The sequence below is a fragment of the Actinomadura oligospora ATCC 43269 genome (assembly GCF_000518265.1).
Classification (GTDB): domain Bacteria; phylum Actinomycetota; class Actinomycetes; order Streptosporangiales; family Streptosporangiaceae; genus Spirillospora; species Spirillospora oligospora.
Genome location: NZ_KI912411.1, coordinates 657,104 through 669,044 on the forward strand (window position 1 = coordinate 657,104; position 11,941 = coordinate 669,044).

Here is an 11,941-nt window from a genome sequence, read left to right on the forward strand (position 1 = left end):
GACCGCCCTGGGGCGGGAGGGGGCGGGCGCGCGGCGGGGCGGGGTGGTCACCCCCGCCGCGCGCCCGCGTAGTCGTTGGCGGCGTACCAGGCGCCGCGCCCGCCCGGGAGCAGGTCGAGCACCTGCCAGACCGGCGAGAGCGGGTCGATGCCGCGCTCGGGCAGATCGTCCGAGACCGACGCCTGCATCGTGTAGCGGTGCCGGACGCGCCCGTCCCCGTCCTTGTCGTAGACCGAGATGCCGGGGTGCTGCGCGCCGTCCGCGCTCTCGGCGCCCATGTCACGGTTGAACGCCGAGTCGTGGCTGGACAGCAGCCGCAGGCCGTCCCAGCCGCGGCGCCGTCCCCAGGCGCGCAGCTTCGGCAGCGGCGCCTTCGCCACGACGGCGAAGCCGGTGTGCCGGGCGAGGTGGTGGGACACGCCGTGGAAGCCGTCCACCCACAGGGAGCACATCGGGCACGCCTCCTCGGCGTCCGGCGCGTACATCAGGTGGTAGACGACGAGCGTGCCGTGCCCGTCGAACAGCTCGCCGATCGCGGTGAACGTGACCGGGCCGTCGGCCGACAGGTCACGCGGTCCCTCGGCGAAGGCGTAGCGCGGCAGCACCGGGCCCGGCGGCAGCGCGCGGCGGGCCGCCGCGACGCGTTCGGCGTGCGCGAGCAGCTCCCGTTCCTCCTTGAGGAGCGCGTCGCGCGCCGCGACGTACTCCGGGCCCGCCCCCTCGGGCCACAACCTCCTCGGCGTCATGCCGTCGCTCTTCACTCCGTCGCTCTTCACGCCGTCGCTCATCGCGGTTCCCCTCGTCCGGACGGTCCGACGGGAGGAGGCTATACAGATCTAAACCGACACGCCCGCTCTTCGGCACCGCAACACCAGGCCGGTCGGCAGGCCGCCGGAGCCGCCCTCGGAGAGCTCGACGAGCTGGAACCCGCACAGGCTCAGCTCGTTCAGGTAGCTCGCCATCGTCCGGTGCCGGACGAGTTCGCCGCCCGCCTTCCGCTCGCCCTCGCGGAAGTACGCGGGAGGCCCGTCCCCCGCCGCGGCGGTCGCGAGCGGATGCGGGACGGCCAGGACGAGCCGTCCGGCGGGCCGGAGGTGGTGGTGGACGGTCCCCAGCAGCCGCGCGAGGTTCCGCGTCCGCTGCACGGCCATCCACGAGGCGACCAGGTCGAACGTCCCGTCGGCGTGGCCCGACCAGCCGTCCAGGTCGTCCTCGGGAAGGGTCCGGTAGGCGGACGCGCGGCCGTGCGCGGCCCACCTCTCCAGGCTCGTGCCGCCGAGTTCCAGCACCCGGGCGTCCCGGGCGCGACCGAGGAACGCACGGAACGTCCCGGCACACGGATCCGCTGTCATGACAGTCCTCTCCCGTCCACTCGCCGTGCTCAGGCGCGGGCGCCGAACAGCCCGCGGTTCAGGACCGGCCTGGCGACCTCCTGGAAGTCGATCCCGGGGTCCAGGTCGCGGATCGTCCCCTCGATGACCAGCAGCGACAGCAGCGGGAAGATCAGCTCGGACGCCGCGTGGACGCCGTGCCGGCGCTGCAGGTCGAACATCTCGGCGGCGAACGCGATCAGGCTGAACTCCCGCGCGGGCAGCCCGTGGCTGCGCTCCACCAGGTCGGCCATCCGGACGGTGAACGACTCCAGGTCGGCGTCCGGGCGGACGCCCGCCGCGCTCTCCAGCACGATCTCGGCGCAGCGGCGGCCCCGCCCGGTCGCCATGTTCAGGAAGAACTCGGCGAACAGGCGGCGCAGCCGGTCCGACAGCTGCACGCTGAACCCCGCGTCCAGCACGACGACCTGCCCGGACCTGGTGAAGTACAGGTTCCCGGGATGCATGTCGCAATGGACGAAACCGGTGACGAAGAGCATGTGGTAGACGGCGGTCAGGGCCGACCCGGCGAACGCGCGGCGCAGCGCGGGCGGGCAGGACGCGGCGGTGTCCAGCTCCAGGCCGGGGATGAACTCCATGACGATGCAGCGCGGGCTCGACGCGTCCGCGTGGACCTTCGGCACCCACACGCGCGGGACGGTCGCCAGCGCGTCCCGCAGCCGGGCCAGGCTCTCGGCCTCGCGGCCGAAGTCGAGCTGGCCGAGCACCGCGGCGCACATGCCGTCCACGACCTCGGTCACCGGCACGCCCCGCAGCGGACGCGTCCGGGCCGCGATCCGCGCGCCGCCGCGCAGCAGCGCCAGGTCGCGCCGCATCGCCCGCTCCACGCCGACGCGGCGCAGCTTCACCGCGACCCGCTCCCCGGACGGCAGCGTCCCGGCGTACACGCAGGCCACGCTGCCGCTGGCGACGGGACGTCCGGGCAGGCCGCCGAAGGGCGCCGGGCCGGACGCGCCGTACGCGGCGTCCAGCCCGCGGCGCGACTGCGCGGGCGTCATCGGGGTCGTCGCGTCCTGCAGCAGGGAGAGCTCGTCGCAGAGCGCGCCGGGCAGGACGTCCCGGCGCGTCCCGAGGACCTGGCCCGCCTTCACGAACGCGGGGCCGAGCAGCATGAGCAGCACCGTCAGCCTCCGGTAGAGGTGGCGGAGCCCCGCGTCGCGTCCGCGCACCAGGGCGAGCGCGAGCGCGGCGGGCAGCGCGACCGCCGCGACCAGCGCCGTCGTCGCGGCGACGCGCACCGCCCGTCCGGTGAGCAGCAACGCCTCCGCCGCGGGCCCGCCGGGACTCGCCGTCCGCCCACCGGGCCGGTCAGTCACCGGCGATCCCCGGGATCTCGATGGCCCGCAGCTGGAGCGTGGTGTAGTCGCAGTACCAGATGCGGGTGCCGTCCCAGGCGATGCCCGTCGGGTTGCCCGCGACCGACACCGAGGCCACCTCCACGCCGCGCGCCAGGTCCAGCAGGTTGATCGTCGCACCCCGGTAGTCGGAGTAGGCGACGAAGCCGTCCGACATGGTGATGCCCGCGACCGGGCGGCGGACCGGGTAGGACGCCAGCAGCCGCAGGTCGGCCGGGTCTCGCAGGTCGATCTGCCGCAGGTCCTCGTAGCCGAGCCACAGCCCGTGCCGGGTCGCCTCCAGCCCGCACAGCACGTTCCCCGGACGCGGGTTCGGCCGCTCGCCGAGCACCTCGCCGCCGTGCCGGTCGAGGACCCGCAGATCCCGGTCCGGCCCGGCGACCTGCACGAGGTCGCCGTCCAGGGTCGTCAGGTCGGTGCGGACGTCGGCGCACGGCACCCGGTGCCGCACCTCGCCGGACGCCGGGTCGAGGGCCATGATCTGGTTCGAGACGGCCTCGGAGAACCACAGGTCCTGCCCGGTCCAGGTCAGGCCGCACAGCTTGAACGCGCGGACCGGGATGTCCCGGACCGTGCCCGCCGCGAACGGCATCGTCATCTCCCCTTCCTCAGGCCGCACTCCATGCGCCACCGGCCGACGTCCCGGACGTCCGGCGGCGGCACGAGGCGGATCCGGAGCATGTCCCCCGCCTCGACCGGCGTGTGCCGCAGCGGCCACACCCACACCGCCCAGTTGCAGCCGGGATAGGACGGCAGGTTGGACAGCGTGATCCCCTTCGCGAGGGTCGCGGTGAAGTACCCGACGACCGCGTGCAGCCGTCCGGGCCTGGTGATGGTCAGCGAGCGCCCGGCGTCCAGCCGGGACGCGCCGCCGGGGCGCTGGTCGGCCACCGTCGCGGGGCGGCTCAGCAGCGTCGGGGGGCGCTGGAAGAAGTGCAGCTGCGCGGCAGGCTCGGCGGCGTCCTGGACGGCGTCCAGCGTGTAGCCGTAGAAGTCGCCGTTCCACAGGCCCCAGCCCTCGCCGTCGAACTGGACGGCCGCCAGCCGCGTCGCCAGCCGGTGCGGGACGGTCCGTCCGCCCGGCGCGAGGTTGGCCGCGTTGAACGCCCCGAGGACGTCCATCATCTGCTCCTCGGGGCCGAGGTTGCCCATCATCTCCGACACGACCACGTCGGCCCGCTCGGGCAGCTCCACGGTCCGCGCGTCGCCGCGCACGACCGTCAGCCGCCCCCGCAGCCCGTTGCGTTCGGCGATCTCCCCGGCGAGCTCGGCCGTCGCGGGGTCGGCCTCGACCGCGTAGACGCGCGAGGCGCCGTTGCGCAGCGCCAGCAGCGAGAGCGCGAGCGTGCCCGCGCCGACGTCGGCGACCACGCCGCCCCGCACGGACGCCGCCAGCGCCTTGTCGTAGGCGTCCAGCCTGGGCCGGTCGGCGAGCATGGCCTGGTGCATGAGCACGAGGCGCTGGTCCACGGACGTCCTCCCGGAGGCGCGGCCCGGAACGGCGGGTCCCGGGCGGAACGGATCAGGATCGGCGGTCGTTTGCGGGCTCGTGTCTCGGTTCGCGTCGGTTCGCGTCTGCTCGGGCGGGCGGACGCGCGTCCCTCCCGGGGTTTCGTGGACCCGGGAGGGACGCACCTTCCGAACGCTATCGGAATTTCAAGTAACTCCGATTCCGGCCGCCGCGTCAAGCGGCGGCCGGGGCGGCTCAGATGTTGACCGCGGCCGTCTCGCCGACGTGCGCGTCGCGCATGACGAGCTTGAGGCCGGTGAGCCGGGCCTTGACGACGCCGTCCGCCGAGAGGAGCGCCGAGTCGGCGCCCACCAGGGACAGCTCGGTACCGGTCGCCTCGAGGTCGGACAGCTTGCCCGTGACGTGCACGGCGTTCGCCGCGTACAGGGTCGCCTCCGGCGCGACCAGCTCGAACTCGCCGTCGATGTGCAGGTCGGACGGGAAGCGGAGGCGGCTGAGGCTGTCCTCGGTGCCCTCACCGAGGGTGCCGCCGGACGGCCGCGGCCAGCTCGCCCGCAGCATGACCCGGCCACCGAGCAGGTTGCTCTGCCCGGACATCGCGACCCGCGCCATCTGCGCGAGCACGCCCTGGCCGTCGTGCTTCTCGGGGCCGAACAGCAGGATCTCGGTGCCCGCGGCCTTGCGGTAGTCGCCCGCGAGGTCGACGGTCTCGGTCCGGCCGTCCACCTCGATCTGGACCGAGCCCTCCATGGAGACCTGCATGATCAGGGACGGGTCGACCAGCATGGACATGCACGGTCCGGCGCTCTCGGCGAAGAACACCGTCGGGGTGATGCCGACCGGCTCGTTGTCGTCGTTGGCCGGGTACCACGCCTCGGGGAGGGTGGTGCCGCGCACCACGTTCGGCGCCTGCACGACGTCGAACGGGCCGTCGCCGCGCGGGGAGCCCAGGTAGGGGCCGGTGAGCGGCTTCTTGTACGGCGGGATGCCGTCGACCACGCCGTAGATGTCGATGACGTTGCGGTGCGCCAGCCGCAGTGTGCTGGTCTCGAGGATGCCGAAGCGGCGGATGTAGAACTCGGCCGGGAAGTTCTTGCCCGGCACGATCTGCCGCACGTGGCCGGTGTTGGGCAGGAACGGGTTGGACAGGACCTGGATACGGTCGTCCAGCTCGTAGCTGTAGCCCTTGATGCCGACCTCGGGCGCGCTGATGAGCTCGAGCTCGAGCTCGGCGTGGCCCTTCTCGTCGACCCGGTGTTCGAAGCCCGGCATGGGCCACTTGTTCAGCTGCACGAACCCCGAGAGGTTGATGGTCTCCCGGCGGCCCGCGTAGTAGTCGTCCCCGAACACGACCGTGGCCGCCGCGAGAATGTGCGGCCGGATCGGCTTGGGCTCGAGATTGAGGGACTCGTACGTCTCACGGAGAGAACTCAAGCCAGACACCTCCAGCGTCTGATGAGATCGTCGTGCGGGGCCTCGGTCGCGCGAGCCCGAAGACCCTGATGACGTCACTATAACTTTTTATAGTGACCGGTCAACCCTCACGCGGACCGCCCGAACCCGGACGACGCCGCACCGGCACCGCGGGGCGACGTCCTCCCAACTCTCCGGCAAGATGGACCCGCACCTCACGCCCCTCCGCCACACCACCCAGATCTCCCAGCTCAGCTGGGTCAACCACCTCAACCATGGGGTGTTTCTCCAGAGCCATACGACCCCTTTCCGGACCGGCCGGATCACCCACGCCCGGTGGGCGCCGACCCGCCGTCCTCTGCACACCGCCTCAGCGAATCACTTGAAAAACAGATAGTAACTCTGGCTCTGAGGGAGTGCGCAAGACGTTCCGGGGCGTCGGCGCGCGACCTTGACAGCCCTTGCCGTGCATGGAAGATTACAGAGAGTGAGTGCTTTCGCGGTGCTCGCGCACGCGCGAATCGGGCCCGGCCCGCTCGCGGGCCGACGCCCGGCGCCGGCCGTTCCGCGCCGCCCCGGCCCGCCGCCGGAGACCGGCGCCCGGCCCGCCGCACCACCGCGACCTCCGGTCGCGCGGGCCGGACGCGCTTCCATCTCGACGCCAAGGATCGACGCCAAGGAGCAGCAGCACATGACCGACGACGGCACCATCCAGCGCGACGGCGACCGGGCCCTGTTCACCTACGAACGGCGCCTGGACCATCCGGTCGCGGAGGTCTGGCGCGTCATCACCACGCCGTCCGAGATCGCCCAGTGGATGGGCGTGGAGGTCGAGAAGTACGACCTGCGCCCCGACGGGAAGATCGTGATGGTCCACATGGGCGCCCAGCGGGTCGAGGACCGGGTCGTCAAGGTGGAGCCGCCGCACCGGCTGGAGCACACCTACTTCAACGAGATGAACCCGAGCGCGGTGGTCATCTGGAAGGTGGACGAGGCCGGCGGCGGCTCGACGATCACCCTCACCCACACCATGGACCTCGGCGAGGTCAGGGCCGCCGCCCAGGGGCAGGACATCGACCCGGTCATGGTCCTGGCGCGCAACGGCGCGGGCTGGCACCACCTGCTCGACATGATCGGGCTGCGGCTGCGCGGCGAGGAGATCCCGGAGTGGACCGAGGAGGACCGCAAGGCCCTCCAGAAGCACTACGCCGAGCTGGTCCCCTGACCGACCGCTCCCCCGGTCGGCCGGCCGCTCGGGCGGCCCGGCCGACCGGGTCCGGCCAGCGCGAGACCCTTGACTTCCTGCTTCACGACAAGTGATTGACCCGTCATGGAGCGTCACTTAGGGTCGCGCCATGGGCATACCTACCGAACCGATCGGCAGCATTCCCCGTCCCCCCGAACTCCTCGCCGCGATGGCCTCGGGCGGCGACGCCACCGCCGCACAGGAGAAGGCCGTCGCCGACACCATCTCGCGCCTGGAGCAGGCCGGCTCGCCGGTGGTCACCGACGGTGAGCAGGCCAAACCGAGCTTCGCGACCTACCCGATCGCCGGGCTCGCGGCCCTGGCCCCCGACGGCGTCGTCATCCCGTTCGCGGACGGGCACACCCGGCAGCTGCCGCGGCTGACGGCCGGTCCGTTCCGGTACCAGCAGCACGCGGTCGACTACCTGCGGGCCGCGAAGCGCCATGCGACCCGGCCCGTCAAGCAGGCCGTCATCGCCCCGTCCGCGCTCAGCCTGCTCTACCCGGCCGACGGCATCCCCGGCTACCCCCGTGAGCAGTTCCTGGACGACCTGGTCGACGAGGCCGAGGCCGACATCCGCGGGTGCCTCGACGCGGGCGCGCACGTCGTCCAGCTCGACTTCACCGAGGGGCGCCTGTCCCTCAAGCTCGATCCCAGCGGGGGCGTGCTGGACGACTTCGTCGCGCTCAACAACCGCGTCCTGGAGCGCTTCGACTCCGGGGAACGCGCCCGGATCGGCGTGCACACCTGCCCGGGCGGCGACCAGGACTCCACGCACAGCCTTGACGTCGACTACGCCGGGCTGCTGCCCAGGCTGTTCCGGCTCAGGGCCGGGAACTTCTCCGTGCAGATGGCCAGCGAGGCCGACCCGGACCGGGCGCTGAGCGTCATCGCCGACCATCTGCCCCCCGACGCGCGCGTCTTCGTCGGGGTGACCGATCCGATCGACCCCGTGGTCGAGACCCCCGAGCAGGTGCGCGACCGGATCCTCGCAGCGGCCCGCCACCTGCCGGTGGACCGGCTGGGGACGTGCGACGACTGCGGGTTCTCCCCGTTCGCCGACGACACGTCCACCTCCCGGGAGACCGCGTTCGCCAAGGTCGCGGCGCGGGTCCAGGGCACCGCCCTGGCGTCGGAGGTCCTCGGGGCCTGAGCCTCGGGCCGGTCGCTCAGCCCTCCTGGTCCGGCTGCGCGAAGAGGTGCATGTAGCCGAGGTTGACGATCGGCTCGGCCATCGCGGCGTAGGCGGCCGGATCGGTGGGGGTGAGGGCGCCCAGGCCGTCCACGTACCGGTTGAACATGCAGAACGCGGCGGCGATGAGCACGGTGTCATGGATCTCGAGGTCGGTGGCGCCGTGTTCGCGCGCCGCATCGATCTGCTTGGGCTCGACGTGGCTTCCGCCGCGCCACACCGACCCGGCGATCGCGAGCAGCGCCTTGAGCTTGTCGGACACCGGCGCGGTGGCCGGGTCGCGGCGCGTCCGCTCGACGACGTCGGCGCCGCCGTCCAGCTGGGCGGCGGCGAAGGCCGAGTGGGAGGACGCGCAGAACGTGCACTCGTTGAGCCCGGACACGTAGGCGCCGATCAGTTCGCGTTCGCCGCGTTCGAGGGTTCCCGGCCCTCGCAGCAGCACCTCCGCGAGTTCGCTCATCGGGCGCGCGGTCTCGGGGCGGTACTGGAACAGTCCGACGATCCCGGGCAGGTCATTGTCCAGATGAATGTGCGGCATGCCTCAGATACTGATCCACTCCGACGCCGTGGTGAAGGCCCGTAGCCGATCCTGGTCGGGTTCGGTGCCGATACCGGGCCCGGTGGGTACGGTCAGGTGCCCGTCGTCCAGGACGAACGGCTCGGTGACGTCCTCGGCGAAGTAGCGGCGGGACGCGGAGGTGTCGCCGGGCAGCGTGAACCCGGGCAGGGCGGCGAGCGCGACGTTGGCGGCGCGGCCGATGCCGGTCTCCAGCATCCCGCCGCACCAGACCGCGACGCCGTGCGCGCGGCACAGGTCGTGGATGCGCTTGGCCTCCAGGTAGCCGCCGACGCGTCCGGGCTTGATGTTGACGATGGACGCGGCCCCGAGGGTGATCGCGGCGGCGGCGTGCGCGGCGGACTCGATCGACTCGTCCAGGCAGACGGGGGTGCGCAGGCGGCGGGCGAGCTCGGCGTGCTGCACCATGTCGTCGTCGGCGAGCGGCTGCTCGATCAGCAGCAGGTCGAACGCGTCGAGCTTCGCCAGGTGCGGGGCGTCGGCGAGGGTGTAGGCGGCGTTGGCGTCCACCTGGAGCAGCAGGTCGTCGCCGAACCGCTCGCGGACGGCCCGCACCGGCGCGACGTCCCGGCCCGGCTCGATCTTCAGCTTGATCCGGACGTAGCCCTCGGCGAGGTAGCCCGCGACGGCGTCGAGCAGCTCGGGGATCGAGTCCATGATCCCGACCGACACCCCGCACGGCACCCGGCCGCGGGACGCGCCCAGGTAGCGGGCCAGGGGCTGGCCGGACTCGCGGAGCTGCGCGTCCAGGACGGCGGTCTGGAGCGCGGCCTTCGCCATCCGGTGCCCCTTGAACGGCTCCAGCGCCCGCTCGACCGCGTAGGCGTCCACGTCATCCTGGGGAAGGGCGGGGATCAGGAAGCGGCGCAGCACGTCGGCGGCGCCGTCGGCGTACTCGGAGCTGTAGAGCGGCAGGTCCATCGCGACGCACTCGCCCCAGCCCTCGGCCTCGCCCGTGACGACGCGGACGAGCAGGACGTCGCGGGCGGTCTCGGTGCCGAAGGACGTGCGGAACGGCGCGACCAGCGGCATCGCGATCCGGCGCAGCTCGATCCCGTTGATCTTCATCGGCGGCTCCTCACGGACGGCCCGCCTCCACGGCGGACGACGGCTCTGCGGCTGGACGGAGGGTCTCGGCGCGGTCGACGACGTAGGCCGTGCGGTCGTGGAAGCCGGTGACGCGGGCGCCGTCCGCGAGCAGGCCGCCCAGCACCTCGCGGACGGCCATCCGCCAGGCGCGCGCGGCGTCCGGGTCGGTGCGGCGCAGCGTCTCGATGTCGGCGGGCAACTCGATCAGGACTCTGCGGGCGCCCGTGTCCATGGTCTCGGGGCGGCCGTCGCGGTCGCGGAGGGCGTACTCGGCGGGACGGCCCGGATCGCCCAGCCGGGTTTCGGTCTCGTTGATGTCCCAGGCGGCCAGGACGCGGTCGCTCTCGTCGCCGCTGTTGATCGCGTCGCCCATCGCGCCGTAGAAGGACGGCAGGTACTCGACCGGCCGCGCGCCGAGTTTGACCAGGTTGAAGTAGGCGTTGCGACGGACGAGCGGGTCGAAGGTCCAGGTGATGCGGGACAGGCCGCGGGCACGGGCCCAGTCGCGCTGGTGCAGCTTGAGGGCCAGGCCGACGCCGCGTCCCGCGCCGGACACGCCGGTGAGGTGCGAGTGCAGGGACGTGCCGATGGGCGTGGCGAAGAACGCGACGGACGCGCCGACGAGCCGTCCGTCCTGATAGGCGCCTGCGACGTAGTTGCCCGCGTGCGACAGGGCCCGCATCATCTCCGCCGAGACCGGGTCGCCGTCGGCGTCGACGCCCCAGATCTCCTCGACCAGGCGCACCACGGCGTCGAACTCGGCCAGCTCGCGCAGTTCGCGCACCACCGGCCCGGCCCGGTGTCCCTCGTGATCAACCGGCACGTCCGTCCTCCCAGGAAGCGATCACTCCGACGCTATGCCGCCGTCGCGGGTGTTCACGCCTGCATGAGGACAAAACATCCTCAAAGTCTGCGGGTGTCAGGTGAGGACGCAGCGGATCGGAAGGCGCTTCAGGCCGCCGACGAACGTGGTGGCGACGCCGACCGGCTCCCCGGCGAGGCCGATGTCCCGGATCCGGGGCAGCAGTTCCTCGAAGAACGCCCGGATCTCGATGCGGGCGAGGGCGGCCCCGAGGCAGTAGTGGACGCCGGACCCGAACCCCAGGTGCCGGTTGGGGTCGCGTCCGACGTCGAAGAGGAACGGGTCGGTGAAGACCTCCTCGTCGCGGTTGGCGCTCGGGTAGGAGAGCAGGACGGCCTGTCCCGCGCGGACGGTCCTGCCGCGGAGTTCGACGTCCTCGGCGGCGGTGCGCATGAAGCTCCTGACCGGCGAGACCCAGCGGACCATCTCCTCCACCGCGGACGGCATGAGGCCCGGGTCGGCCCGGAGACGTTCGAGCTGGTCAGGGTGCTGGATGAGCGCGAGCAGCCCGCCCGCGACGGTGGCGGACGTGGTGTCGTGCCCGGCCGTCGCGATGATCACGTAGTAGGACGCGGTCTCCAGGTCGCTCAGGGGCTCGCCGTCCACGCGGGCGTTGGCGATGGCCGAGGCGAGGTCGTCCGTCGGGTGCTCGCGCCGGGCCCGGGTGAGGTCGGCGAAGAACGCGAACAGGTCCCGCCGGACCGCGCGGCGCTGTTCCGCGCCGGTGCCGCGGCTGCGCTCGGCGTCGTCCGCGCCGAAGAGCTCGCGGGTGAGCGCGAGCATCCGGTCGTACTCGGACTCGGGCAGGCCCAGCAGCGAGAGGATGACCTGCAGCGGGAACCGGACGGCGACGTGCTCGACGACGTCGCACTCGCCGTCGAGGTCCGCCATCCGGTCGACATGGCGGCGGGCGAGTTCGCGGACGCGCGCTTCCAGGGCGCGCATGGCCCTGGGCTTGAACCAGCTGGCGCCGATCGCCCGGACGGCGCGGTGCTCCGGGCCGTCCATGTGCGCGATCGTGCGGGCGCCGCCGCCTCCGGCGCGCATCGCGTCGTACTCGGCGGTCCCGAGCACCAGGCGCGGCGCGTTCCGGAAGACGGTGTCGCGGCGTTCGACCTCCAGGACGTCGGCGTGCCTGGTGACCGCCCAGAACGGCGCGTACCCGTCGGGTTCCACCCAGCGCACCGGGTCGTCGCGGCGGAGGATCCGGGCGGCGCTGTGAAATCGGGACTCGTCGGCGTGGGCGGCCGGGTCGGCGAGCGTCCGTCCTGCTTCGTCGGTGTCCATCGTCGTCTTCCCGTGGGGAGTCGCCGGGCGGTCGGCCGAAGCCTACGCTCCCCCTTGC

Annotated in this window: 12 protein-coding genes; 2 read left to right on the forward strand and 10 right to left on the reverse strand. The window is 72.8% G+C overall.

Annotated elements, in window-relative coordinates:
- Window positions 1-47: 47 nt before the first annotated feature.
- The 6 genes from P696_RS0139875 to P696_RS0139900 all read right to left on the reverse strand — a co-directional run bounded on the left by P696_RS0139875 (window position 48) and on the right by P696_RS0139900 (window position 5,651).
- Complete coding sequence (locus P696_RS0139875) at window positions 48-788, reverse strand: DUF899 family protein (protein ID WP_084338911.1); 741 nt, start codon at window positions 786-788, stop codon at window positions 48-50.
- Window positions 789-836: 48 nt separating this feature from the next.
- Complete coding sequence (locus P696_RS0139880; protein ID WP_026416694.1) at window positions 837-1,352, reverse strand: hypothetical protein; 516 nt, start codon at window positions 1,350-1,352, stop codon at window positions 837-839.
- A gap of 29 nt (window positions 1,353-1,381) precedes the next feature.
- Entirely contained in the window at window positions 1,382-2,707 is a 1,326-nt protein-coding gene (locus P696_RS0139885) for an ABC1 kinase family protein (RefSeq protein WP_245627987.1), read from the reverse strand.
- On the reverse strand, window positions 2,700-3,344 hold the full coding sequence (locus P696_RS0139890) for a YncE family protein (protein ID WP_245627988.1): 645 nt from the start codon (window positions 3,342-3,344) through the stop codon (window positions 2,700-2,702). The genes P696_RS0139885 and P696_RS0139890 overlap by 8 nt, the downstream gene beginning before the upstream one ends.
- Entirely contained in the window at window positions 3,341-4,216 is an 876-nt protein-coding gene (locus P696_RS0139895; RefSeq protein WP_026416697.1) for a class I SAM-dependent methyltransferase, read from the reverse strand. Before P696_RS0139895 ends, P696_RS0139890 begins: the two co-directional genes overlap by 4 nt.
- Window positions 4,217-4,451: 235 nt before the next feature.
- Entirely contained in the window at window positions 4,452-5,651 is a 1,200-nt protein-coding gene (locus P696_RS0139900) for a DUF6004 family protein (RefSeq protein WP_026416698.1), read from the reverse strand.
- Between the two features lie 670 nt (window positions 5,652-6,321).
- Between P696_RS0139900 and P696_RS0139910 the strand changes: the two genes are divergently transcribed.
- Both P696_RS0139910 and P696_RS0139915 read left to right on the forward strand, forming a co-directional pair.
- Window positions 6,322-6,855 carry an SRPBCC domain-containing protein gene (locus tag P696_RS0139910; protein WP_026416699.1) on the forward strand — a complete coding sequence of 178 codons (534 nt, stop codon included), beginning with the start codon at window positions 6,322-6,324 and terminating at the stop codon, window positions 6,853-6,855.
- Window positions 6,856-6,985: 130 nt separating this feature from the next.
- On the forward strand, window positions 6,986-8,029 hold the full coding sequence (locus P696_RS0139915) for a cobalamin-independent methionine synthase II family protein (RefSeq protein ID WP_026416700.1): 1,044 nt from the start codon (window positions 6,986-6,988) through the stop codon (window positions 8,027-8,029).
- Between the two features lie 16 nt (window positions 8,030-8,045).
- Here P696_RS0139915 and P696_RS0139920 read toward each other — a convergent pair whose 3' ends face one another.
- From P696_RS0139920 to P696_RS0139935, 4 genes are all read right to left on the reverse strand, one after another.
- On the reverse strand, window positions 8,046-8,606 hold the full coding sequence (locus tag P696_RS0139920) for a carboxymuconolactone decarboxylase family protein (protein ID WP_026416701.1): 561 nt from the start codon (window positions 8,604-8,606) through the stop codon (window positions 8,046-8,048).
- 3 nt (window positions 8,607-8,609) lie between these two features.
- Window positions 8,610-9,713, reverse strand: coding sequence for an o-succinylbenzoate synthase (gene menC / locus P696_RS0139925; protein WP_026416702.1), 1,104 nt, complete (start codon window positions 9,711-9,713; stop codon window positions 8,610-8,612).
- Window positions 9,714-9,723: 10 nt separating this feature from the next.
- Window positions 9,724-10,557, reverse strand: coding sequence for a hypothetical protein (locus P696_RS51340; RefSeq protein WP_051468910.1), 834 nt, complete (start codon window positions 10,555-10,557; stop codon window positions 9,724-9,726).
- Between the two features lie 96 nt (window positions 10,558-10,653).
- Window positions 10,654-11,883 carry a cytochrome P450 gene (locus P696_RS0139935; protein WP_026416703.1) on the reverse strand — a complete coding sequence of 410 codons (1,230 nt, stop codon included), beginning with the start codon at window positions 11,881-11,883 and terminating at the stop codon, window positions 10,654-10,656.
- Window positions 11,884-11,941 lie beyond the last annotated feature (58 nt).

What these genes read in the sequence shown, in the direction of transcription:
- P696_RS0139875 (WP_084338911.1), bottom strand. Translation starts at nt 788, where the DNA reads ATGAGCGACGGCGTGAAGAGCGACGGAGTGAAGAGCGACGGCATGACG.
- P696_RS0139880 (WP_026416694.1), bottom strand. Translation starts at nt 1,352, where the DNA reads ATGACAGCGGATCCGTGTGCCGGGACGTTCCGTGCGTTCCTCGGTCGC.
- P696_RS0139890 (WP_245627988.1), bottom strand. Translation starts at nt 3,344, where the DNA reads ATGACGATGCCGTTCGCGGCGGGCACGGTCCGGGACATCCCGGTCCGC.
- P696_RS0139910 (WP_026416699.1), top strand. Translation starts at nt 6,322, where the DNA reads ATGACCGACGACGGCACCATCCAGCGCGACGGCGACCGGGCCCTGTTC.
- P696_RS0139915 (WP_026416700.1), top strand. Translation starts at nt 6,986, where the DNA reads ATGGGCATACCTACCGAACCGATCGGCAGCATTCCCCGTCCCCCCGAA.
- P696_RS0139920 (WP_026416701.1), bottom strand. Translation starts at nt 8,606, where the DNA reads ATGCCGCACATTCATCTGGACAATGACCTGCCCGGGATCGTCGGACTG.
- menC (WP_026416702.1), bottom strand. Translation starts at nt 9,713, where the DNA reads ATGAAGATCAACGGGATCGAGCTGCGCCGGATCGCGATGCCGCTGGTC.
- P696_RS0139935 (WP_026416703.1), bottom strand. Translation starts at nt 11,883, where the DNA reads ATGGACACCGACGAAGCAGGACGGACGCTCGCCGACCCGGCCGCCCAC.